The 24000-nt window shown below is 66.4% G+C and carries 20 protein-coding genes; 6 read left to right on the top strand and 14 right to left on the bottom strand.

Translation table 11 applies throughout. The annotated features are described in order from the left end of the window. The first annotated feature begins 71 nt into the window (after positions 1-71). Together C4N9_RS11095 and trpD are read left to right on the top strand one after the other, a co-directional pair. On the top strand, positions 72-674 hold the full coding sequence (locus tag C4N9_RS11095; protein WP_109533393.1) for an anthranilate synthase component II: 603 nt from the start codon (positions 72-74) through the stop codon (positions 672-674). Beyond that, a complete protein-coding gene (gene trpD / locus C4N9_RS11090) occupies positions 671-1693 on the top strand; it encodes an anthranilate phosphoribosyltransferase (RefSeq protein WP_109533392.1) in 1023 nt (340 codons plus the stop codon). The genes C4N9_RS11095 and trpD overlap by 4 nt, the downstream gene beginning before the upstream one ends. A 95-nt stretch (positions 1694-1788) precedes the next feature. Here trpD and C4N9_RS11085 read toward each other — a convergent pair whose 3' ends face one another. Beyond that, positions 1789-2835: a DUF6456 domain-containing protein gene (locus C4N9_RS11085; protein ID WP_109533391.1), complete on the bottom strand. Its 1047-nt coding sequence runs from the start codon at positions 2833-2835 to the stop codon at positions 1789-1791. A gap of 275 nt (positions 2836-3110) precedes the next feature. Between C4N9_RS11085 and C4N9_RS11080 the strand changes: the two genes are divergently transcribed. Both C4N9_RS11080 and C4N9_RS11075 read left to right on the top strand, forming a co-directional pair. Next, positions 3111-3473, top strand: coding sequence for a DUF6477 family protein (locus tag C4N9_RS11080; protein ID WP_109533390.1), 363 nt, complete (start codon positions 3111-3113; stop codon positions 3471-3473). 97 nt (positions 3474-3570) lie between these two features. Beyond that, on the top strand, positions 3571-5604 hold the full coding sequence (locus C4N9_RS11075; RefSeq protein ID WP_109533389.1) for an ASKHA domain-containing protein: 2034 nt from the start codon (positions 3571-3573) through the stop codon (positions 5602-5604). 55 nt (positions 5605-5659) lie between these two features. Here C4N9_RS11075 and phaR read toward each other — a convergent pair whose 3' ends face one another. From phaR to C4N9_RS11060, 3 genes are all read right to left on the bottom strand, one after another. Then, on the bottom strand, positions 5660-6244 hold the full coding sequence (gene phaR / locus C4N9_RS11070) for a polyhydroxyalkanoate synthesis repressor PhaR (RefSeq protein ID WP_109533388.1): 585 nt from the start codon (positions 6242-6244) through the stop codon (positions 5660-5662). A 224-nt stretch (positions 6245-6468) separates the two neighbouring features. Next, a complete protein-coding gene (locus tag C4N9_RS11065; RefSeq protein ID WP_109533387.1) occupies positions 6469-6951 on the bottom strand; it encodes a phasin family protein in 483 nt (160 codons plus the stop codon). Between the two features lie 111 nt (positions 6952-7062). Further along, positions 7063-8862, bottom strand: coding sequence for a PHA/PHB synthase family protein (locus C4N9_RS11060; RefSeq protein WP_109533386.1), 1800 nt, complete (start codon positions 8860-8862; stop codon positions 7063-7065). A gap of 104 nt (positions 8863-8966) precedes the next feature. On the opposite strand from C4N9_RS11060, the gene phaZ reads away from it, so the two are divergent. Beyond that, entirely contained in the window at positions 8967-10253 is a 1287-nt protein-coding gene (phaZ, locus tag C4N9_RS11055; RefSeq protein WP_109533385.1) for a polyhydroxyalkanoate depolymerase, read from the top strand. A 119-nt stretch (positions 10254-10372) separates the two neighbouring features. On the opposite strand, the gene C4N9_RS11050 is transcribed toward phaZ, so the two are convergent. The 10 genes from C4N9_RS11050 to C4N9_RS11010 all read right to left on the bottom strand — a co-directional run bounded on the left by C4N9_RS11050 (position 10373) and on the right by C4N9_RS11010 (position 22971). Beyond that, on the bottom strand, positions 10373-12460 hold the full coding sequence (locus tag C4N9_RS11050; protein WP_109533600.1) for a 3'-5' exonuclease: 2088 nt from the start codon (positions 12458-12460) through the stop codon (positions 10373-10375). Continuing rightward, complete coding sequence (locus C4N9_RS11045; protein ID WP_109533384.1) at positions 12453-12887, bottom strand: response regulator transcription factor; 435 nt, start codon at positions 12885-12887, stop codon at positions 12453-12455. The genes C4N9_RS11050 and C4N9_RS11045 overlap by 8 nt, the downstream gene beginning before the upstream one ends. After that, positions 12865-13419, bottom strand: a complete 555-nt coding sequence (locus C4N9_RS11040) for a hypothetical protein (RefSeq protein WP_109533383.1) — start codon at positions 13417-13419, stop codon at positions 12865-12867. The genes C4N9_RS11045 and C4N9_RS11040 overlap by 23 nt, the downstream gene beginning before the upstream one ends. A 16-nt stretch (positions 13420-13435) precedes the next feature. Then, positions 13436-15259 (bottom strand): putative nucleotidyltransferase substrate binding domain-containing protein, encoded by a 1824-nt coding sequence (locus C4N9_RS11035; protein WP_109533382.1) that lies wholly within the window; start codon positions 15257-15259, stop codon positions 13436-13438. Positions 15260-15396: 137 nt separating this feature from the next. Further along, complete coding sequence (locus C4N9_RS11030; protein WP_109533381.1) at positions 15397-17181, bottom strand: sodium:solute symporter family protein; 1785 nt, start codon at positions 17179-17181, stop codon at positions 15397-15399. A 15-nt stretch (positions 17182-17196) separates the two neighbouring features. Next, positions 17197-17454, bottom strand: coding sequence for a DUF4212 domain-containing protein (locus tag C4N9_RS11025; RefSeq protein ID WP_109533380.1), 258 nt, complete (start codon positions 17452-17454; stop codon positions 17197-17199). Positions 17455-17556: 102 nt separating this feature from the next. Then, positions 17557-18237, bottom strand: a complete 681-nt coding sequence (locus C4N9_RS11020) for an adenylate kinase (protein ID WP_109533379.1) — start codon at positions 18235-18237, stop codon at positions 17557-17559. 14 nt (positions 18238-18251) lie between these two features. After that, the gene (gene acs, locus C4N9_RS11015) at positions 18252-20213 is read right to left on the bottom strand and encodes an acetate--CoA ligase (protein ID WP_109533378.1); all 1962 of its coding nucleotides are present in this window, start codon (positions 20211-20213) and stop codon (positions 18252-18254) included. Between the two features lie 72 nt (positions 20214-20285). After that, the gene (locus C4N9_RS21670; protein ID WP_146195153.1) at positions 20286-20531 is read right to left on the bottom strand and encodes a hypothetical protein; all 246 of its coding nucleotides are present in this window, start codon (positions 20529-20531) and stop codon (positions 20286-20288) included. A 148-nt stretch (positions 20532-20679) separates the two neighbouring features. Then, positions 20680-22971, bottom strand: a complete 2292-nt coding sequence (locus C4N9_RS11010) for a glycosyl hydrolase family 28-related protein (RefSeq protein WP_109533377.1) — start codon at positions 22969-22971, stop codon at positions 20680-20682. 166 nt (positions 22972-23137) lie between these two features. On the opposite strand from C4N9_RS11010, the gene C4N9_RS11005 reads away from it, so the two are divergent. Continuing rightward, positions 23138-23998, top strand: a complete 861-nt coding sequence (locus C4N9_RS11005; protein WP_109533376.1) for a CHAD domain-containing protein — start codon at positions 23138-23140, stop codon at positions 23996-23998. The last annotated feature ends 2 nt before the right edge of the window (positions 23999-24000 follow it).

Raw genomic sequence — 24000 nt, 5'->3', positions numbered from 1 at the left:
CCCGTGCGGGGATGCATGTAGGGATCGCCGGCCCGGGTCCTTCGCCCGGGATCACGCGAAGGATGCGCCGCATGTTGCTCTTGATCGATAATTACGACAGCTTCACCTACAATCTGGTGCATTATTTCGGCGAACTCGGCGCCGATGTCGTGGTCCGCCGCAACGATGCGCTCGACGTGCAGGAAGCCATGGGCATGGGCGCCGAAGCCATCGTGCTCAGTCCCGGTCCCTGCGACCCCGACCAGGCGGGGATCTGCCTGCCGCTGGTCGCCGCTGCCGCAGAAACCCGCACGCCGCTGCTGGGCGTCTGCCTTGGCCACCAGACCATCGGGCAGGCCTTTGGCGGCAAGGTCGTGCGCGCGGGCGAGATCGTGCATGGCAAGATGGGCATCGTCCATCACGAAGGCGCGGGCGTCTTCTCGGACCTCCCCTCGCCGCTGGAAGCCACGCGCTATCATTCGCTGATCGTCGAGCGTGAAACGCTGCCCGACGACCTGCAGATCACCGCCTGGCTGGAAAACGGCATCATCATGGGGCTGCGGCACAAATCGCTGCCCATCGAGGGCGTGCAGTTCCACCCCGAAAGCATTGCCTCGCAGCACGGCCACGCGATGCTGCGCAACTTCCTTGTCGAAGCCGGGGTGTCCGGGATCACCGAAGGGGTCCCGGCATGAGCGCGCTGAAACCGCTGATCGCCACCGCCGTCGACCGTCCGCTGACCCGCGCCGAGGCCGAACACGCCTTCGGCATCCTGTTCGCGGGCGATGCCACGCCCGCGCAGATGGGCGGGCTGTTGATGACGCTGCGCACGCGCGGCGAGACGGTGGACGAATACGCCGCGGCGGCGGCCGTCATGCGGGCGCGCTGCGTGCCGGTCACGGCGCCCGCGGGGGCCATCGACATCGTCGGCACCGGTGGCGACGGCAAGGGGACGCTCAATATCTCGACCGCGACGGCCTTCGTCGTGGCGGGCGCGGGCGTGCCCGTGGCCAAGCACGGCAACCGCAACCTCAGCTCGAAATCCGGCGCGGCGGATGCGCTGGGGGCCCTGGGCATCGACGTCATGGTCGGCGCCGAGGCGGTGAACAAGGCGCTGGCCGAAGTCGGGCTGGGCTTCATGATGGCGCCAATGCATCATCCCGCGATGCGCCATGTCGGGCCCGTCCGGGCCGAGCTGGGCACGCGGACGATCTTCAACATTCTGGGTCCCCTGACCAATCCCGCCGGGGTGCGGCGGCAACTGACCGGCGCCTTTTCGCCCGACCTTCTGCGCCCCATGGCCGAGGTGCTGCGCGCGCTGGGATCCGAGAAAGCCTGGCTGGTGCATGGCGGCGACGGCACCGACGAGCTGTCGATCGCCGAGCCCTCGCTGGTGGTCGCGCTGGACAAGGGCGAGATCACCGAATTCACGATCAGCGCGTCGGATGCGGGCCTGCCCACCTATCCGTTCGAGGACCTTCTGGGCGGCGATCCGGTGCAGAACGCGGCCGAGTTGAAAGCCGTTCTTACCGGCGGCGGACGCCCGGCCTATCGCGACGCGGTGCTCCTGAACGCGGCGGCGGCGCTGATCGTGGCGGGACGGACTGCCAGCCTGACCGAGGGCGTGGCGCTTGCGCGGACCGCGCTGGAGACCGGCGCAGCGGCGCAGAAAGTGAGCGATCTGGCGCGGCTGCAGCCGATGAAACCCGCCTGAGAAATCGGACAAATTCAACATTTGTGATCGCGACGCGCGCGAAACTGCGCACGCAGTGTCACAGATCGAACATCCGCGATTTGTCAGGCATTACCCTAGCCCAGCATCTTCCCGGCATCCCCCAGCGCATCGTAATGCTGCCGCAGGCGCAAAAGTGCGATGCGCAGCACGATCTTGCCTGAGCGCGCCGACCACCCCAGGTGTCGCTCGGCGGTTTCCAGACCTTCCATGTAGCAACAGCAGCGCAACGCCATGTCGGCCAGCCCAGAGCCCAGATCGCGCAGCGCCGCCTCGACCCGTTCGCGCGGCCCCGAGGCGCCTAAGGGCAGCCCGGGACCGGGCGTCGTGCGCGAGGGGCCGGTCAGGAACCGGTCCCAGTTCTGCGTCGTCTGCGTGCCCGCCTGCGCGGCTTCGAAATCCTCGCGCAGGCGCTCGGCGGCCGAGACCAGATCGGGCGTGAGGAACGGCTCGCCTTCGCGCGTGCGCCGCCGGGCCAGTGCAGTGACCGGGCTGTCGACGGTCACGGGCCGGGTGCGCCGCGCCTCGTCGTCGGACAGGTCGGGCCGGGGCGCGGCCGGTGGCAGGGCGTCATCGCCCAGAAGCTGACGGATCGCGCTGCGCCCGGCCAGCGTCAGCTCGTAGCGCAGCACCCGCCCGGTCTGCACGCATTCGATCCAGTCGCGCAGCGCGAAAGCCTCGGCCACCGGGCGGTCCAGAACCGCCAGCCGCGCGGTCTGCCCGTCATGGGCGCGCAGCACCACCGCGCGCTCCATGTCGGGCGCCACGGCCAGAAGCGCCCCGGGCTCGGCCAGCCGGGGCAGCACCCGCCGCGCTTCGGCCTCGAGCGCGTCATTGGCGATGGGGCAGATCCCCGCGATCCCCTCGCCCGCCGCCGCTTCGGGCCGGACCGGCGCGCGGCCCGTGCCCCCGCCGCACAGCCAGCCCAGCGCCCCGTCCACCAGCGGATCGTCGCGCCGGTTCTCGAACCGGCGCACCTGCCGCATCACGGTCGAGGCATGCACCCCCTCCTCCCGCGCGATCTCGCGCAGCGAACGGCCCCCCTCGGTATGCGTCAGGTACAGCCGCACGGCCGAAGGCACCCAATCCGGAAGCCGGTCAAGCGGCGAGATATTGGCAGTCATTGGCGTTTCCCATCCCGGTGTGATCCATAGCACCCCCGGGGAACGGTTCGATTTGTCCGCAGCTCCCCGAACGGTTGTTGCGAAATCGTAAACAATGGCCAAATTATGCGGGCATTCGTTACGGGATTGTTAATCCTTCGCCCCTCCAGCCTGTGCGGCAATCGGTAAAGAGCGCTGAAGGCGCCGTACGCAACCTTTCGCGCTCCGCGCAACACCCGCCTCGGTTGTGCCATCTTGGCACCACGACGCGAGTGCCCATGCGAAAGGAGCGCACCATGACCTGCCTGACCTCCTCGACCCTGCTGAGTCTCCTGGCCGAGCTTGCCACGCTGAGGCGCCCGGCCCTGCTGCTGCGGACGGCGCGGTTCGGCATCGTCGATTACCACCGCGACAGCGACCTGCGCCGCATCCTGCGCCTGCCCGCGACGCCGCCGCCCGGGCCGGCGAGCCTGCGCCAGCTTCTTGAGCTTGAAGCCGGGCTTGAAGCCCTGCGCACCCGCCCACCGCATGAAGTGGGGGATCCGTGGCGCGCCGCGCGCCATATCGACGCGCTGATCGCGCTGATCTGCGAGGCGCGGCTGCTCGGCCACGGCCTGTCCCCGCGCCCGGTCGGCACCGGCCCCGCGCGACCGGACTGAGCCTTCGTCGCTTTCCCGCGACCGCTGGTCGCCTTCTCTCTTTTCGTCACCGGCGGGCGGGGTATGGTGGCGCGCGACGACAAAGGACGGGACGGCCATGACAAGCGACGCGCTGGTGATCTTCACACCCTCGGGCAAGCGGGGCCGCTTCGCCCACGGCACGCCGGTCCTGACCGCCGCCCGGCAACTGGGCGTCGACCTGGATTCGGTCTGCGGCGGGCGCGGCATCTGCTCGAAATGCCAGATCACGCCGGGCGTCGGGTCGTTTCCCAAACATGGCGTGACGGTGTCCCCCGACGCGCTGAGCGAGTGGAACGCGGTCGAGCAGCGCTACAAGGACAAGCGCGGCCTGATCGAGGGCCGCCGACTGGGCTGTCAGGCGAAGATCATGGGCGACGTGGTGATCGACGTTCCGCCCGAAAGCCAGCTTCACCGCCAGGTCGTGCGCAAGGCGGCGAGCATCCGCGCGGTCAAGATGGATCCGGCCACGCGGCTTTTCTATGTCGAGGTGGCCGAGCCCGACATGCACGAACCCTCGGGCGATCTGGAACGGCTGGCGCGCGCGCTGAAAGACCAGTGGCAGATCGACCGGATCGAGGCCGGCCCCGCCGTCCTGCGCAAGATCCAGCCCGTGCTGCGCAAGGGAAACTGGGGCGTGACGGTCGCCGCCTTCCGCGACCACCACGGCGGGCCCACGCGGATTCTGGACGTGTTCCCCGGCCTTTACGAAGGCGCGCTGGCGGGGCTGGCGATTGATCTGGGATCGACCACCATCGCCGCCCATCTTTGCGACCTGCGCAATGGCGAGGTTCTGGCCTCGGGCGGGATCATGAACCCGCAGATCCGCTTCGGCGAGGACCTGATGAGCCGCGTCTCCTATGCCATGATGAACCCCGGCGGCGATGTCGAGATGACGAAAGCCGTGCGCACGGCGATCGATGCGCTGGCGGTGTCGGTCGCGGACGAGGCAAAGGTACCGCCGCAGGCGATCATGGAGACGGTCGTGGTCTGCAATCCCGTGATGCATCACCTGTTCCTGGGGATCGACCCGGTCGAGCTGGGACAGGCGCCCTTCGCGCTGGCGACCTCGTCCTCGCTGTCCTTGCCTGCACGCGATGTGGACCTGACGGCGATCAACCCCGAGGCCCGGCTTTACACCCTGCCCTGCATCGCCGGCCATGTCGGCGCCGATGCCGCGGCCGTCGCGCTGTCCGAAGCGCCGCAGGATCAGGACGACCTGACGCTGATCGTCGATGTCGGCACCAATGCCGAGATCTTGCTGGGCAACAAGAGCCGCGTTCTGGCCTGTTCCTCGCCCACGGGCCCGGCCTTCGAGGGCGCGCAGATTTCCAGCGGCCAGCGCGCCGCGCCCGGCGCCATCGAGCGGATCGAGATCGACCCCGTCACCAAGGAGCCCCGCTTCCGCGTCATCGGCTGCGATCTGTGGTCGGATGATGAGGGTTTCGCCAAGGCGACCGAGGGCACGGGCATCACCGGGATCTGCGGCTCGGGCATCATCGAGGCGGTGGCCGAGATGCGCATGGCGGGTATCGTCGACGCGGCGGGGCTGATCGGCTCGCCCGAGCAGACCGGCACCGCCCGCTGTCAGCCCGAAGGGCGCACGCATAGCTACCTGATCCATGACGCCACCGCGCAGAACGGGCCGCGCATCACCGTCACGCAGGGCGATATCCGCGCGATCCAGCTGGCGAAATCGGCGCTTTATGCCGGCGCGCGCCTGCTGATGGACGAGATGGGCGCCGATCGTGTCGAGAAAATCGTTCTGGCCGGGGCCTTCGGCGCGCATATCAGCGCCAAGCACGCGATGGTGCTGGGCATGATCCCCGATTGCCCGCTGGACAAGGTGACAAGCGCCGGCAACGCCGCCGGCACCGGCGCGCGGATCGCCCTGTGCAACATCGCCGCGCGCGCGGGGATCGAGGCGCAGGTCACGCGGATCCACAAGGTCGAAACCGCCATCGAGCCGCGCTTTCAGGAGCATTTCGTCAACGCCTCGGCCATGCCGCATGCGGTGGACAGCTTCCCCAACCTGTCCAGCGTCGTGACGCTGCCCGATGTCAGCTTCAATACGGGCGGCAGCGGCGAAGGCGGGCGACGGCGACGGCGCTGAACGGAAAAGGGCCGGTCGCGTGGACCGGCCCCTGTCGCCTTGGGTCGTTTGGACGTTACTTGCCCATTTTGCTGAGCTTGGCTTCCAGCGCGGCCAGCTGACGGCGGATCGCGGTCAGGTCCTCGTCGTCCGAGGCCCCCTCGGACGCGGCGCCCTCTTCCGGGGTCTCGGCGCCGGTCATGCCGGGCATGTTCTTCCAGCCCGCCATCATGTTTTCCATGAACGCCTGCTGCTGGCGCTGCATCTCGGCGAAGCCGGGCATTTTCTGCATCTGCGCCATCATCGGGTTCATCGCGCTCATCTGCTCGGCCAGTTTCGGGCCGTCTTTCAGCATCTCGAACGACATCGCCAGGAATTGCGGCACCACGCTTTGCGCCTGCGCGGTGTAGCTGCGCACCAGATCGGTCAGCACATCGAGCGGCAGCACGTTCTCGCCCCGGCTCTCATGCTCGGCCACGATCTGCAGCAGGTATTGCCGCGTCAGGTCGTCGCCGGTCTTCAGATCGACGATCTTCACCTCGCGCCCGGCGCGGATGAAACCGGCGATGTCTTCCAGCGTGACGTAGTCGCTGCTTTCGGTATTGTAGAGACGACGCGACGCGTAGCGCTTGATCAGAAGCGGTTTTTCAGTCTCGGACACGTCGTTGCTCCCCCGGGTCGATGTTGCATTGCAGCAAGCCTAGACCCCGAAACGCGTTCGGAAAACAGGTTTCTGCGCTGCGGGACGGAATTTCGATGAAATTCCATGCAGTCAGGGGATGAACACAACCGGGGAACGAAAAAAGGGCGGCCCCGAGGCCGCCCTTTCCCACCCGGCGGGGCCGGGTCCGTGCCGTTCCGGCGGGGCGAGCCCCGCCAGCCGGATCATTTCGCGGTCGCGCTGGCTTTTTTCGCGGCAGCGGTCACGTCTTCCGACGCTTTCTTCGCGGCGGCGGTCATGTCCGAAGTCGCCTTCTGCATCGCGGCGGTCGCATCGGCCGACATGTCCTTGCCGGCGGCCAGCATCAGCTCGACGGTGTCCATCTGAACGCGCTTGGCGATATCCGCGAAGGCCGACATGTGCTCGGCCGCCATTTCGGCCGAGGCCGAGGCGAAGTCGGTGTAAGCCTTGGCGTAGTCCGCAGGCTCTTCCTTGACGGTCGACACTTCGCCGATCTTCGCCAGGGTGTCCTTGGTCCACTTGCTCGAAACCTCGGCCGATTTCTCGGCGGCTTCCAGCACGACCTTGCTCATCTTCTCGCCCAGCGCGGCTTGCGTCTTGAACGCGTCCTGCATCGCCGAGGTATCGACGGGGAACGCGGTCATCATGTCTTGCATGACTTTGCTGAAATCGTTGGTCTTGGCCATCTGTTCTCTCCTAGTCCATGGCCCGAACATCCGGACCCGTGCATCTGAAGAAGAATATGGATGCTGCAGCGCAGAAAATCAAGTGTTTTGTGCTGCACTGCAGCATAATGGCTAAGTGACTGACAACGCGTTCGGATTAGCCATGACATAGCTCCCCGGCGCCGGACCCAGCTGCGAATCGCCGATCTCGCGCGCGGGTATCTTCTTGCCCGAGCGGCTGCGCAGCCACTCTTCCCAGCGCGGCCACCACGATCCGTCATGCCGCTCGGCCTCGGCCCGCCAGGCATCGGGATCGCCGTCGATCGGATGCTCCGAGGTGTAATGGCCGTATTTCTTCTTGGACGGCGGATTGACGATCCCGGCGATATGGCCCGATTCCGACAGGATGAAGGTCTTGTTGGTCGAGCCCATCTTCGACACGCCCCGGAAGCTCGACCGCCACGCCGCGATATGGTCGGTCTCGCAGGCCACGGCGCAGAGCGGAACCTTCACATCCTCGATCTTCAGCACCTCGCCGAACATCTCGTAGCCGCCCGAGCACAGCTTGTCCTGCTGGCAGAGCCCGCGCAGATATTCCACCGCCATCCGGCCCGGCAGGTTGGTGCCGTCGCCATTCCAGAACAGCAGATCGAAAGCCGGCGGCGCCTCGCCCATCATGTAGCTGCGGATCGCCGGGCCATAGATCAGATCGTTCGAGCGCAGATAGCTGAACGTCTTGGTCATGTAATAGCTGTGCAGGTAGCCCTTCTCATCGGCCTCGGCCTCGATCCCGTCGACGAAATCGTCCTCCAGGAACACGCCCACCTCGCCCTGATCCGAAAAATCGGTCAGCGTGGTGAAGAAGGTGGCCGACTTGATCGACTTGTCCTTGCGCTTGTGCAGCAGCGACAGCGTCAGCGACAGCGTGGTCCCGGCGATGCAATAGCCCACCGCGTTGACCTGCCGGACCTTGCAGATGTCCTTGACCTTCGCGATGGCCTCCAGATAGCCCTCTTCGACATAGGTCTCCATGCCGACATCGGCATAGCGGGCATCGGGATTGACCCAGCTTACCACGAACAGCGTGTAACCCTGATCGACAATCCATTTGATCAGGCTGTTCTGCGGCTTCAGGTCCAGGATGTAGAACTTGTTGATCCAGGGCGGGAAGATCATCAGCGGCGTTTCGTGCACCTGCTCGGTGGTCGGCTTGTACTGGATCAGTTCGAACATCCGGTTGCGATAGACGACCTCGCCTTCGGTCGTGCCGATATTGCCGCCCACCTTGAACGCCTCGCGGTCGGCCAGCGTGACCAGCAGATCGCCGTTATTGGCCTCGATGTCCCGCACGAGATTCTCAAGCCCCTTCACAAGGCTCTCGCCCTCGGTCTCGACCGCGCGCATCAGCGCGTCCGGGTTGGTGCCCAGGAAATTGGTCGGCGCCATCATGTCGATGATCTGCCGGCCGAAATATTCGAGCCGCCGCTTTTCGCGCGGCTCCAGCGTATCCAGCTCCTCGATCGCCTTCTCGATCGCTTCCGAGGACATCAGGTACTGCTGCTTGATGTAGTTGAAATAGGGATGCGTTTTCCACAAGGGGTTGGTGAAACGCTTGTCGTCGGGGGTATGGTCTTCGGGCGCGACAAGCTGGCCGTGCTTGAGCGCCTCCTGCGCCTCGGCGAAATGCTTCAGCGTCTTGCCCCAGTATTCCACCTGCTGCTCGATCACCTTGGACGGATGATTGACCATCTCGTTCCAATAGGCCGAGGCCGCGCGCAGATAGATCGACGGATCGGGCGCCTGCAGGTCGCTGCGCTGCGGCTGCTTCTTTGCAAACGCAGCAATCAGGCGTTGAGTCAGGGTTTCGATCTTGGCCAGATTCTCGTTCAGGGCCTCGAGTTTCTCTGAATTTTCGCATTCAGAAGTTGCCATTGAAAAGCCTCCCCCCTACACTCCTGCACCGCAGCATAGACTGGCAGTGCCCTTGGTGGAACCGCCGATCTGTGCGCGTGAGCGGTCACATCACGGAGAGTCCCATGCGACAAATGGCCACGTACGACCTCATGGAAACGATGCGGAATACCAATGAATGGCTCGGTGCAACGGCCCGTGCCATGGCATCCTATCCGGTCTTCGGCCTTACGTCGAACCCGATGTTCGACATGGTCGAGGCCTGGGGTCGCGTGACCGAGCGCAGCTTCGCGCGCATGGTCACCAAACCCGCCTGGGGCATCCGCACCGTGGTCGGCGAAGACGGCAAGGACCACCTGGTCGAGCTGGAAACCGAGATGAAGCGCCCCTTCGGCGACCTTGTGCGGTTCCGCGTCAACGGCCGGCGCGAGAAAAGCCGCCGCATCCTGCTCTGCGCGCCGATGTCGGGCCATTACGCGACGCTTCTGCGCTCGACCGTGGCCTCGCTGCTGCCGGACGCGGAATTGTGGATCACCGACTGGCATAATGCGCGCGACATCCCGGTTTCCGAAGGCAAATTCGATATCGAGGATTATACCCAGTATCTCGTCGATTTCATGAAGTTTCTCGGCCCCGACACTCATGTGATCGCGGTCTGCCAGCCCGCGCCGCTGGCGCTGGCCGCCACTGCCATGCTGGCCGAGGAAGCGCCCGACGCTCAGCCCCTCACGCTGACGCTGATCGGCGGTCCCATCGACCCCGACGCCGCCGCGACCGAAGTCACCGATTTCGGCCGCCGGGTCACGATGGGGCAGCTCGAGCACCTGGCGATCCAGCGGGTGGGCTTCAAACATGCCGGCGTCGGTCGCCAGGTCTATCCCGGCCTGCTGCAGCTTGCCGGTTTCATCTCGATGAATCTCGACCGCCACGCGCAGGCCTTCTCGGACAAGATCGCCGCCGAAGCGCGCGGTGAAGGCAGCGAACGCGACCAGCATAACCGCTTCTATGACGAATACCTCGCCGTCATGGACATGACCGCCGAATTCTACCTCTCGACCGTCGAGCGGATCTTCAAGAACGGCGAGATCGCGAAGAACGAATTCGTGGTGAACGGCAAGAGCGTCGATATCGGCAAGGTCACGGATGTCGCGACGATGATCGTCGAGGGCGCCAAGGACGACATCTCGGCCCCCGGCCAGTGCCTTGCCGCGCTCGACCTGCTGACCGGACTGCCCGACGCCTACAAGGCCCAGCATCTGGAACCCGGCGCGGGCCATTACGGCATCTTCGCGGGGTCGAGCTGGCGCAACAATATTCGCCCGCTGGTGTTCAGCTTCATGGACACCCATGCCGAACGCAAAAGCAAGGCCACGTCGAAACCGGCGGTGACGCTGGCCGCGTCCAACGACTGAGCGGCACGCCTCTTTATCGACGAAGCCCCGCCCCGGCGGGGCTTCGTGTTATCTGCCCCGCCGGCATCCCGCGCGCGGCTGTAGGGTGCGTGATCTCACGCACCTTTCCCCGAACACCCCTACCCGTTCAGATCCTTCAGCAATCGCCCGTGCTTGCGCATCTCGGCCACGACCTGCCCGAAGGTCGACAGCCCGCGCGCCTTCAGCATCGGCACCAGCCGCAGGAAGGCTTCTGCCGTCGCCACCGCGTCGCCCAAAGCGGTATGGCGCGCCTCGTCGGGGATGGTGATCCCCAGCCGCGCGGTCAGCGCATCGAGCGAATGCTGTTCCAGCTGGCCGAAGATCACCGCCGACAGCAGCACCGTGTCCAGGATCGGGTGATCGAAAGCCTTGCCGATCGCCGCTTCCTGCCGGCGCAGGAACTCCATGTCGAAGGGCGCGTTATGCGCGATCAGCACCGCACCCTCGGCGAATTTGTGAAACTGCCGCCCCGCCTCGGCAATGTCGGGCGCGCCCACCACCATGCTGTCGGTGATGCCATGCACATCGGTCGAGCCGGGCGGGATCGGGCGCTTCGGATCGACCAGCGTATCGAAGACCTCGTTTTCCAGCCGCCGCCCGTTCACCAGCCGGACCGCCGCGATCTGCACGACGCTGTCGCTCGACGGCGACAGGCCCGTGGTCTCGGTATCGAAAACGACGAAGGTCAGATCCTCAAGCCGCGTCTCGGCCACCGCCGCGTTGCGCGCCTTGCCCAGCAGTTCGAAATCGTAGACCACCTTGCGCGCGATCGGGGCCACCCGCCGCCCCGCCCGCCGCACCGAGCGGATCGGCATCACAACCGACGGCCCCCCGCCATGGCTCTCGGGCCAGGCCTCGGTGCCATGGGTCTGCAACACCGCGCGTGCCGTCAGCTCGCCCGTGTCGCGCCCCAGCGAGCCCTGAAGCCAGCCGTCGAGCAGCCCCACCGACAGGGGCGCGCCCTGCCAGCACAGCCGCATCACCGCGCCCGGCCCGTCCTCTTCCTCGATCTCGATGCGGAACCGCCGCGCCAGCCCTTCGGCCGCGATGTGATCGGCGAGCCATGTCCAGAAGGCGATGATCTCGAACCCGTCGACCTGCAGGATCAGGTCGAGGCTCCGGGTTTCCAGCCCCAGCCCATGCGCCTGGAACCGCGCCGCCAGCCCGTCGAGCAGATCGCCCGAGCGGGTGTTGACCAAGGGGCGCCAGTCCGACTGGATCGCGTCGTACCGCGTACCCAGCTGCGTGATCGCCCGCGTCAGCGCCTCGACCTCGGAGCGCAGGGCCGCGGACAGGTCGGGAACACCCGCCCCGGTCTCCAGCTCGGCCATCACCCCGATCACGGTCTGCAGGTTGGCGGCCGGGCGGCGCACGCGCTCGAAAATCTCGCTCAGCAGGGCCTCGCGGCTGGTATGCGCGGCGATATCGGCGGTGACATCGCGCAGGGTAAGCACATAGCCGGGCGCGACGCCCTCTTCGCGCCGCCGCAACACCCGCATCCGCCCGGCCAGAAGCCGCCCGCCCGACGCCGTGGCGCATAGAAGATCCGACGCCGCATCCGGATCCCCCGCCCCTGCCAGCCGCTCGTAAGCGTGGCGGATCGGTCCCTCGCGCAGGTAATCCAGCAGGTTGCGGTCCAACCCCGGCGCGGTGCCGCCGCCCAGGATGTCCACCGCCTGCCCGTTGTAGAACGCCAGCTGGTGCTCGGCCGAGCACAGCAGCACCGCGACGGGCACATCGGCCAGCAACGTCTCCAGCCGCGACTTCTCGGCCGCGAGCCGCGTGGTTTCGCGCGCGACGCTTTCGGCCAGCGCGCTGCGCGTCTCGACCAGCGAGCGCGTCACCGCCTCGGCGGCGGGGGCCAGATCGCCCAGATAGCGCGCGGCGCGGGACTCGGCGGCAAGGTCCCGCTCGATCCCGGCATGCGCCCGCGCGCGGATCGCCGCGGCCAGCCCGTCGATCGCCCGCGCGACATGGCTGTCGAACAGGAACCAGACCCAGACGACCAGCCCGACCATGCCGAAGCCTGCCACCAGCGCGCCCTGCACCACTTCCGGCGCCAGCGCGGCAAGGCCGGTGTCCCGCGCGGCAATCCACAGGCCCGCCGCGACCAGCGCCACCGCGCCGAGCGCGAGCAGCGCGAAGAACAACAGGATCCGCAGCCGCAGGCTCAGCCGCTCAAGCATGGCGCGCCTCGCCGCGCGCGCCGTCATCCAGATCGCCGGGTGCCTCGCCGGCCAGGATGCGCCGCACCTCGGCGCGCAGGGCCTTCAGCTCGAAGGGTTTCGAGATGAAGCCATCGGCCCCCATCGCCAGCCCCTTGCGCCGCTCCATCGCCGAGCCGCGCGCGGTCATCATCAGGATCTTCACCTCGTTGAGCGAAGGGTCCATGCGCACGTCCTGGCAGATCTCGTAGCCCGAGACCTCGGGCAACATCACGTCCAGAAGCACCAGGTCGGGCCGGGTCTCGCGGATCAGCGCGACGGCGCCGGCGCCGGTGGCGATGCGTTGCTGGCTGTAGCCTTCGCGCGTCATCAGGTAATCCAGCGCGACGGCGATATTGTCCTCGTCCTCGACGACGAGGATCCGCTTAGGCTCCGCTGCCTTGCTCATCGACTTCCTCCTCCACGGCGGAACAGGCGGCGCGCAACGCCGCGTCCCCTTGCTCCAGCGCCGTCCAGTCCGCCCCCTCCAGCGTTCCGTCGGCGTTCAACGCCACCCCCTCGCGCAGATCGGCGCGGCGATGGGCGGGGCAGTCGTAGACCACCGTCACCGCCCGCATCGGCTGCCAGCGCCCGATCAGCACGATCCGCGTCATCACCAGCCCCGGCTGCTGGGGATGGGTGCGGGTCTGCGACAGGTCCAGCGCCACCATGCGGGTCGTCTGCGGCCAGACATAGGTCCAGGGCCGGTAGATCACCGCGTCGCCGTCCTCGGACACCAGCGCAAGCTGCGGCAGCGCGTCGATGGTGCGGTCGGCCCAGGTGTATTCGGCCCAGACCGTGTACAGGATCATCCCCGCCGCCACGCTGGCGGGATAGATCCACCGCCCCAGCGCGCCGCGCAGAACCAGCCGGTTCAGCATCAGAACCAGCCCCATCAGGCCGAACCCGGTCGCCAGCGCGCCCATCAGGTCGATCAGCATAGCGCGTCTCCCTCACTCACCCCAGCACACCGCTTCGCTGGCTCAGGGCCGATTGCATGGTACGCACGACGACGAAGGCGTCGCGCAGATGGCTGCGCTCGAAATCGGACAGGTCCGAGGGCGCAAGGTAATTGTCGGGCTTCCGGCCGGCCTTGACCAGCGCCGCCTGATTTTCCAGCCGCAGCGAGGCGATCAGGTCATAGGCCTCGATCAGGTCGCGCGCGCCCGAGACGGACACCACGCCCGCATCCTCGGCCGCTTCGATCCGTGCGCGGGTATTGACCTCGGTCAGCTCGCCCCTCAGCGCGTAGACCCGCGCGATATCGGCCACCGGCACGACGCCGTTATGCTTCATGTCGATATGGTTCTTGTATTCGCCCGAGCGGATCGTGGCAAAACCCCGCAGCAATCCCAGAGGCGGGTGATGCTTGAGCGAATTGGCGATCATATGCGCGACGAAGATCGAGTTCTTCGACGCCAGCGCCAGCGTTTCCTCCTGCAATTCGCGAAACAGCGCCGTGGTGCCGCCGATGGGCCGCAGGTCGAACATCACCGAGGCGAGCATCTGCGCCTCGGGGCTGGGGGTGTCGATCCAGCCGCGGAAATAGCGCCGCCAGACCGCTTTCGGCTGGCACCAGCGCTCGGCCGTGGCCATCATGTCGCCCGGGCAATAGACATAGCCCGCCGTATTGAGACCGTCGCTGACGAAACGCGCCAGCGCCTTGAAATACGTCCGGTCATCGGGCGTGACCGCATCGTCAAGGATCAGGCAATTGTCCTGATCCGACACGCCCGTCTGCTCCTGCCGCCCCTGGCTGCCGCAGGCGAGCCACAGATAGGGCACCGGCGCCGGGCCCAGCTGCGCCTCGGCCAGTTTCAGAAGCCGGCGGGTCACCGTGTCGGCGATATCGGTGATCAGCCGCGTGACGACTTCATGCGCGTTATGCGCCGCGACCAGCTGTTGCAGCAGCCGCGGGATGCGCGCCGTCACCTCGGCCATTTCCTCGGGCGTTTCGCAGGCGGCGACATCGCGCACCAGCAGCGCCGAGCTGACCGCCTGAAACCGCGTCAGGTCGGTCTGGGTGATGATCCCCTTGAGCTTGCCGTCCTGCACCACCGGCACATGGCCGATGCCACGTTCCAGCATCGTGTGCAGGATGTCCGAGCCCAGCGCATCGGGCGTCAGCGTCAGCGGGTCGGGCGTCATGACCTGTTCCAGCAAGGTCGAGCCGGGCAGTTCGGCGGCGAGGACCCGCTCGGCCAGATCGCGGGTGGTGATGAGCCCTTTCAGCGCCTCGCCCCGCGTGACCGCGATCGAGCTGATATGCCGGTCGCGCATGATCTGCGCGGCCTCGGTCACGCTGGCATCGGGCGGCAGCGTCACCGGCGTGCGCGCCATCAGGTCCGAGACCTTGAGCGTCGACAGGTCCGTGCCCCGCGTCTCGGCCGGGCGCGAGCGGTTGAAGAACCGCTCGAAGGCGGGAACGCCCGCGATCAGGGTGCGCCACTCGGCCTCGGGCAGAAGCAGGACGACCGACGGCTCGACCGCCGCCGCTGTCGTCACCGCCAGACCGTCGCGCATGAGGCCACGCTCGCCGAAGGTGTTGCGCGGGCCCAGGATCGAGACCAGCACGCCGTTGCGGTCCGTCACCTCGACCGAGCCGCGCTTGATCAGGTAGAGCCCTTTCAGCGGCTCTCCGGCTTCGTAGATGCGATCGCCCGCGCGGTATTCCCTGCGGCCGAAGGACGTGGCGACTCGCACCAGGTCGTTGCGCGGCAGGCTGTCATAGGGATGCACCGTTTCGAGGAAAGCGATGATCGTTTCGATCTGCGGTTCCATCGGGACACCTGGTGCAAGGGGTGTTTCGGGGGAGAGAGGGGGCGCGGCGTCCGCGCCCCCCGGTTTTCTCGCTGTCCGTCAGCTCAGTGCGACGGTCAGTGCGACTGTCTCAGTGCGACTGTCTCAGTGCGACTGTCTCAGTGCGACTGGGCCACACCGGCGCCGCGCGGCACGCGGATCGATTCCACCAGATCCTGGATCTCGGCCGGGGCGGGCTTGGTCATGGCAAGCACGACATAGGCCACGATGAAGTTCAGGATCGCGGCGACCACACCGAACGAGGCCGGCTGGATACCGAACAGCCAGTTATCGGCGGTGTTCGGCAGCATGTTGGTGCCGGGAATGAAGAACCAGCCCACATAGGTGAAGATGTAGACCATCTCGACGATCAGCCCGACGAGCATGCCCGCGACCGCACCGGTCGAGTTCATGGTCTTCGAGAAGATCCCCATCATGATCGTCGGGAACAGCGAGGCCGCCGCCAGACCGAAGGCGATGGCAACCACCTGGGCCGCGAAGCCCGGAGGGTTCAGACCCAGAAGCGTGGCGATCAGGATGGCCACCGCCATCGAGATCCGCGCGGCCAGCATTTCGCCCTTCTCGCTGATGCCCGGATTGAGCACCGACTTGATGAGGTCATGCGACACCGCCGACGAGATCGCCAGCAGCAGACCCGCCGCCGTCGACAGAGCGGCCGCCAGACCACCCGCCGCGATCAGCGCGATCACCCAGCCCGGCAGACCGGCGATTTCCGGGTTGGCCAGCACGAGGATGTCGCGGTTGAAGTTGGTCAGCTCGTTGCCGTTCCAGCCCCGCTCGGCGGCGATGGCCTGCATGTCGGCGCTGGCATCGTTGTAGTACTGGATCCGGCCGTCGCCGTTCTTGTCTTCCCAGCCCAGCAGGCCGGTGGTCTGCCAGTTAAGCATCCAGTTGTACTGCTCGTCGGTCTGGATGGTCTCCAGCGACACCGCCTCGCCGGTCACGCCTTCGGGCCACATCTGGGTGGTGATGTTGTAGCGCGCCATCGCCCCCACGGCCGGAGCCACGGTGTAGAGCAGCGCGATGAACACCAGCGCCCACCCGGCCGAGGCGCGGGCATCCGACACTTTCGGCACGGTGAAGAAGCGGATGATGACGTGCGGCAGACCGGCGGTCCCGATCATCAACGCCAGCGTGAACAGAACCATGTCCAGCGTGTTCGAATGATGCTCGGTATAGGCGCGGAAGCCCAGATCGGTCAGCAGGCCGTCCAGATGCGCCAGAAGCGGCGTGCCCGAATTGTCGGCGCTGAACAGGCCGATCTGCGGCAGGAAGGTGCCGGTCAGCTGCAGCGAGATGAAGATCGCCGGGATCGTGTAGGCGATGATCAGCACGCAGTACTGGGCCACCTGGGTATAGGTGATGCCCTTCATGCCGCCCAGAACCGCGTAGCAGAACACCACCGCCGAGGCGATCCACAGACCCGTCGAGCTGCTGACTTCGAGGAAGCGCGAGAACGCGACGCCCGCGCCCGCCATCTGGCCGATCACGTAGGTGATCGAGATGACCAGCAGCGCGATGACGGCCACGATACGGGCGGTCTGGCTGTAGAAGCGGTCGCCGATGAAATCGGGCACAGTGAAGCGGCCGAACTTGCGCAGATAGGGCGCGAGCAGCAGCGCCAGCAGCACGTAGCCGCCGGTCCAGCCCATCAGGTAGGTCGAGTTGTCATAGCCCACGAAGGCGATGATCCCGGCCATCGAGATGAACGAGGCCGCCGACATCCAGTCGGCTGCGGTCGCCATGCCGTTGAGAACCGGGTGCACGCCCCGGTTGGCGGCGTAGAATTCCGACGTGGACCCGGCACGGGCCCAGATCGCGATCCCGATGTAGAGGGCGAAAGACAGCCCCACCACGATCAGGTTGAGAGTGAACTGATCCATATCTCCCCCGCTCCCTTACTGCTCGTCGACGCCGAATTCCCGGTCGATCTTGTTCATGCGCGCGGCATAGAAGAAGATCAGAACCAGGAATGTCAGGATCGAACCCTGCTGGGCGAACCAGAAGCCCAGATCCGTGCCCCCGACGGGGATGCCCGAAAGAAGCGGGCGCAAAAGAATTCCGAGCCCGAAAGAGGCGACGGCCCAGATCACCAGGCAAATGGTGATGAGCCTGATATTCGCCGCCCAGTAGGCACTGGCCGATTTGTCAGACATTGTTTGTCCTCCCGGTTTTTCCTCCTGCCGGCACCCCGCCACGGGATGCCCGCCTGTCAATGTCCCTCCGCTCCCCCGGCTTGCGGGCGGGGAAGCCGGCGGTCAGCCCGTGATGTCCGTCACGATGGCACCGAGATCGGCGGCGATCGTGTCGATGGCGCCCATGCCATCGACGCTCCGCAGAACTCCGCGCTGTTCGTAATAGGCGATCAGGGGTGCCGTGGACGCGTGATAGGCGGTCAGACGCGCCCCCACCGTCTCGGCATTGTCGTCGGCCCGGCGCTTGAAATCGCCGCTGCCGCATTTGTCGCAGGTCCCGGCCCGCGCCGGCTGCTTGAAGCTGTCGTGATAGCCCTCGCCGCAGGACGCGCAGGTGTAGCGGCCCGAAACCCGCGTCACCATCGCCGCGTCATCGACCTCCATCGAAATCGCGGCCGAGATGCTCAGCCCCTGCCCGGCCAGCAACGCATCCAGCGCCTCGGCCTGCCCCGGCGTGCGGGGAAAGCCGTCCAGGATCACGCCCCGCGCGGTGTCGGGTTCGGCAAGGCGGTCCTTCAGGATCGCCAGCACGATCTCGTCCGAGACAAGCCCGCCGGCCTCCATCACCGACCTTGCGGCCAGGCCCGCCTCGGTGCCCGCGGCCACCGCCGCGCGCAACAGGTCGCCGGTCGACAATTGCACCAGCCCGAAACGCTCCTCCAGCATCCGGGCCTGCGTCCCCTTGCCCGCGCCCGGCGGGCCCAGCAGGATCAGCACGGCGCCCTTGGTCATCGTCTCGCTCATGCGCCCGGCCCCCGTCAGCTCTTGTTCATGCGGTTGGCGATCAGGTCATCGACCACCGACGGGTCGGCCAGCGTCGAGGTATCGCCCAGCGCGCCGAAATCGTCCTCGGCGATCTTGCGCAGGATGCGGCGCATGATCTTGCCCGAGCGGGTTTTCGGCAGGCCCGGCGCCCACTGGATCAGGTCGGGCGAGGCAATCGGCCCGATCTCGGTGCGGACCCATTTCACCAGTTCCTTGCGCAGATCCTCCGACGGCTCGATGTCGTTCATGAGCGTGACATAGGCGTAGATGCCCTGCCCCTTGACCGGGTGCGGATAGCCCACCACCGCGGCCTCTGCGACCTTGGCATGCGCCACCAGCGCGCTTTCGACTTCTGCCGTGCCCATCCGGTGGCCCGAGACGTTGATCACGTCATCCACGCGCCCGGTGATCCAGTAATAGCCGTCCTCGTCGCGCTGGCAGCCGTCGCCGGTGAAGTAATAGCCCTTGTACTGGCTGAAATACGTCTCCTGGAAACGCTCGTGATCGCCCCAGACGGTGCGCATCTGGCCCGGCCAGCTATCGGCGATGCACAGCACGCCCTCGGCCTTGGTGTCCTTCTGCTCCTCGGCGCTGGTCGGGTCCAGAACCACGGGCTTCACCCCGAAGAAAGGCTTGGTGGCCGAGCCGGGCTTCGCCGGAATGGCGCCCGGCAGCGGGGTCAGCATGTGGCCGCCGGTTTCGGTCTGCCAGAACGTGTCGACGATCGGGCAATTCCCCTTGCCGACATGCGTGTTGTACCAGTTCCACGCTTCGGGGTTGATCGGCTCGCCGACCGAGCCCAGAAGTTTCAGCGACGACAGGTCGTATTTCTCGACCCATTCGCTCCCCTGCCCCATCAGTGCACGAATGGCGGTGGGGGCGGTGTAGAACTGGTTGACTTTGTGCTTTTCGCACACGGCCCAGAAGCGGCCTGCATCGGGATAGGTCGGCACGCCTTCGAACATCAGCGTCGTCGCGCCGTTCGCGAGGGGGCCATAGATGATATAGCTGTGCCCCGTGACCCAGCCCACATCGGCGGTGCACCAGAACACGTCGCCCTCGTGGTAGTCGAAGGTCAACTCATGCGTCATCGCCGCATAGACCAGATACCCGCCCGAGGAATGCACGACGCCCTTCGGCTTGCCGGTCGAGCCCGAGGTATACAGGATGAACAGCGGATCCTCGGCGTTCATCGGGCGCGGCGGACAATCGGGCGAGGCGTGTTTCATCAGGTACTTGACGTCCACGTCGCGCCCGTCGATCCAGCTGGTCTGATCGCCGGTATGCTTGACGACTAGGCAGCGGACCTTGTCCGAGCAGTGCAGCAGGGCCGCGTCGGTATTCGATTTCAGCGCCGTACGGCGCCCGCCGCGCGGGGCGGTGTCGGCGGTGATCACCAGCTTGGCGCCGCAATCGTTGATCCGGTTGGCCAGCGCATCGGGCGAAAAGCCCGCGAAGACGATGGAATGGATGGCGCCGATCCGCGCGCAGGCCAGCATCGCATAGGCCGCCTCGGGGATCATCGGCAGGTAGATCACCACGCGGTCGCCCCGCATCACGCCCTGCGACAGCAGCACGTTGGCCATCCGGTTCACGTTTTCCGACAGCTGTTTGTAGCTGATGTGCTGCGCCGGATCCTGAGGATCGTCGGGTTCGAAAATGATCGCGGTCTGGTCGCCGCGCGTCGCCAGATGGCGGTCGACGCAGTTATGGGCGACGTTCAGCACGCCGTCCTCGAACCACTTGATATCGACCTTGCCGAACTCGAATGTGGTGTTCTTGACCTTGGTATAGGGCTTGATCCAGTCGATCCGCTTGCCGTGCTCGGCCCAGAACGCCTCGGGGTTGTCGACCGACTCGGCGTACATCGCCTCGTACTTCTCGGCGTCGACATGCGCCTTCTGCGTGAACTCCGCCGACGCGGGATACACGCCCGCCTGTGCCAGATCCGACATCTGCGATCCTCCTGCCTTGGGGCCGCCCCGCGCCTTGCCCGACCCTGCGGGCGGCATCGGATACGGCCTTCCTCACTCCGGGATCGATCTTAGCGTATCGGTCAATTTTTTGATAACTCTTTTTTTATTATAGGATTTTTTGTAAATTTCTTCACCGACTTCTTGGCAAACTGTAAATCGCGCGACGCATGGCCGCAATTCCGCCATGTTTTTCAGCGGCGTGGCGAGGGCGAAAAAGTCAACGCGCACAGCGCCGTTGACAAAGTCGTGAGGTTCACGCTTCGACGCGGTGCCGCGGCCGCTTGACGCAGCGTCCATCCGGCTGCCCCGGCCTGCCCGCACAACCCCAGGTTACACACCCGGAAGCGCCGCTGATTCGCCGGCGCGGCGACTCAGCCGTTATCGCCAAAAAAACAAGGCCGGCACCCGAAGGATGCCGGCCCTGCCTGCCGCGTCGCGATCAGACTCAGAGCGGGTTGTCGCCCCGGATGGTGATCACCGCCCGCCCCCGCGTCGCGCTCGGCCATGTCAGCCGTACCTCGTTGCGGTTGGTGCCCTGCTGCACATTCGCATAGGGCATCCCGGTGCGTACCTCGTTCGCGGGACCATTGGCCTGCCCCTCCATCACCAGGGCGCTCACCGTCCGTGCGTAGCCGTTGAAGGGCAGCTTGCCGCCGGTATAGATCGTCCAGCTGGTCGCGGCGGTGTTCTGGTTGTGGCGGATCGTCATCGGGCTCTCGGTCTGGACCGCGATGCCGTTATAGGTGTTGTGCTGCCAGATCACGTTGCGAAACAGCCCGTAATTAAGATCCGCATAGGTCGAATTGACCCCGTCGGCGCGGGCCGGCGTCGCGTTCACCGTGCGGAACACATTGCCCGTCACCACCTGCCCGGACACGAAATGCCCGCTGCCATAGGGCTTGATCACGATGAACCGGAAGCTCGAGATCACGTTGGACACAAGGAAGATGTTGTTGGTGATCGACAACCCGCCGAAGCTGTATTCATTGCTGAAATTCGGCGTCGGGTCGTATTCGTTCGTGTGCTCGATGAAGCTGTTGTCGATGTAATTGCCGGTGATCGTGGTCACCGTGTTGGGATAGGCCAGCACGATCCCCGCCTGCCGGACCGCGTTCTGCTCGTTATCGCCGTGATAGAAATGGTTGTTCGCGATCAGGTGATAGGTCCCCGCCATCACCGCGAACCGTCCGAAACGCTGCACCAGATTGTCGCGCAACTTGACGTCGTTGGCGTTGACGTTGATCGCGACCGACACGCGGTCCTGCGCGCGCATATCGGATTCCGAGGACAGGAAGATGCAATTGTCGACCAGCATCCCCTGGCAGCCCCGCCCGATCGAGGTGATCGCCTTGTCCTTCGGCCGGTTGAAGGTGCAGTTGCGCAGGCTGAAGACCGGCCCCTGCGTGGACAGGTTCAGCGCCGAGCAGATATTCTTGCACTGGAACTCGATATCGGCCAGCTCGAAGCGTTCGAGCGTGCCGAACCCGGACATGTCCAGAATGTACTGGAACCGCTCGAACGTGTACCATTGGGTTCCGCTGGCGCCGTGCAGCGGCTGGCTCAGCGTCAGCGTGCCCGCGCTGATGTTGCGCGCGCGGACATAGACCTCGCGCCCCACGCCCGAGCCCGAAACCCGCGCCCCCACCGGAACATTCGCGACATTGCCCACATTGGTCAGGACATTGGGCTGGCCGGGCGAATAGGTGGCCTGCGAGCTGACCGTCACCGTGTTCCATGTGGGCAGGTCATTGGCCTCGATCAACCCGTTGCACACGACGCGCCGGATCGCATAATAATCGAGCCCCGTCGTCTCGGCCAGGTCGATGGGCGCATCCAGAAGGATCCGCCGGCCCTTCAGATCGAAGGTGTCGTGATCGGTGTACCAGAACAGCGCCTGCAAGCCCTTGCGCAGGCCCAGCCCCTCGCTGCCGAAGGCGGCGGCATAGCTGGGGAAGTCGAAATTCTTCGTCATCTGCAGCCGCGCGGCCGCGGGCATCGACAAGGTGCCCTGGAACCGCACCGGGCATTCCAGCGTCAGCGTGTCGCCGATATGAAACGTGCCCTCCGAAACCAGAAGCGTGCGCCCGCTGTTCACCGCGGCGTTGCGCGCGGCGATGAATGCGGCGTGGTCGTCGGTCGTGCCGTCCCCCACCGCGCCATAATCGCGCACATCGACCCAGTCCATCATGTCGCGCAGCCAGAAGCCGGTGACATCCTCGATGGTGATGTCGTCGACCCGCACGATCCCGCCATTCGGCCCGGTCAGGTCCAGCCCGACGAAGCCGTGATGCACGCCGGGCCACGCCATATCGACGCCGGTGCGCGCGGCGGTGGCAATGATCGCGCTCACCTCGACGATCTCGCCATAGGTGGTCAGCGCGGTGGCCGGCCCGTTCAGCACCACGCCGCCGAAGGCCGAGTTGTTGGCATTGGCCGCAAAGCCCGCGATGCGCACATTCGGCAGCGCGCCCGACATCGCCTTCACCCGCGCAGTGACGCGCAGGTACAACCCGTTCAGCACTGGCATCTGCCCCATCCAGCGCAGCTTTTGCGTGCCGTCGGTCTTCAGCAGCTCCAGACAGCCCTCGAAATCGGGGTCCGAGGGCACGAAGGCCGCGTTCGCTGCGCCGTCATAGGTGGGCGAGCCGGGCGTGCCGTCGCCGCTCGACCACACGCCCAGCCCGTCCGCGAAGGGAGGCGGCATCAGGATCAGCCCCTCGGTCACTGCCTTGTTCATGTCAGACCCCTGTCTAGAAACGCTCGGTGCGGGACCGCGAGGGCGCGATCCGTCGTCGACAGGGGGTAGCAAGGCGCGCTTAAACCGGATTGAGGCCACCGCGCGTTGCACGGCACGCCCAGGCGCCTAAATACGGGGAAGCGGCCGGACGGAAAGGAATGTCAGCATGGCCTACAGGTTCAAACGCGGCGACCGCGATGCGGCGCGTGGCGTCAGGCGGATCGCGCGCAAACGGCTCGACGCCTCGCTCGCCCTGATCGACGCGGGCGAGGTCGATGCGGCGGGCCTGCACGAGCTGCGCAAGAACGTGAAAAAGACCCGCGCGCTGCTGCGGCTGATCCGGCCCCGCTTTGGCGGCTACAAGCGCGAGAACCGCGCGCTGCGCCGGGCCGGACAGGGGATCTCGGCGCTGCGCGACCGCGACGTGATGCTGGCACTGTTCGACCGCCTTGCCGCCGAGGTGGCCCTGCCCCGCCCGCAGGCGGCGGCGCTGCGCGACGCGCTCGCGCGGGACCTTACGCCGGACGGCCCCGCGCCGGACGAGGCGCTTCTCCGCCACCGGGCCGAGATCGCCGCGATCCGCGCGCGTATCGCGGACTGGCGCTTCGATGCGCGGGGCTTCGGCCTGCTGGCGCCCGGACTGGCGCAAGGCGTGGACGAGGCCCGCGCGGCGCTGGACAGCTGGCGCGACACCGGCGGTGACGATGCCTTTCACACCGCCCGCAAGCGTCTGAAAACTCACTGGTATCACGCAACGCTGCTGGAACCGGCATGGCCCCGGATGATCGCCCCGCATCGCGCGGTGGCCGACGATCTGGGCGAGTTTCTGGGCGATGCGCGCGACCGGATGCTGTTGGCCGACAGGCTTGACGGCCAGCCCGGCGCGGCGCCTCTGGTCACGCTCGCCCGGCAAGAGGCCCGGGCGCTCGCAGACCGCGCCGACCCGCTCGCCCGGCGCCTTCTGGGCGAGCCGGGTGCAGCCCTGGCCGCGCGCTGGGGCGCATGGTGGAAGCTCTGGCGCGGCTGAGC

The organism is Pararhodobacter marinus (assembly GCF_003122215.1).
GTDB classification, from domain to species: Bacteria; Pseudomonadota; Alphaproteobacteria; order Rhodobacterales; family Rhodobacteraceae; genus Pararhodobacter; species Pararhodobacter marinus.
Note: the sequence above shows the minus strand (reverse complement) of the source record. Positions and strands in the feature narration are given on the sequence as shown.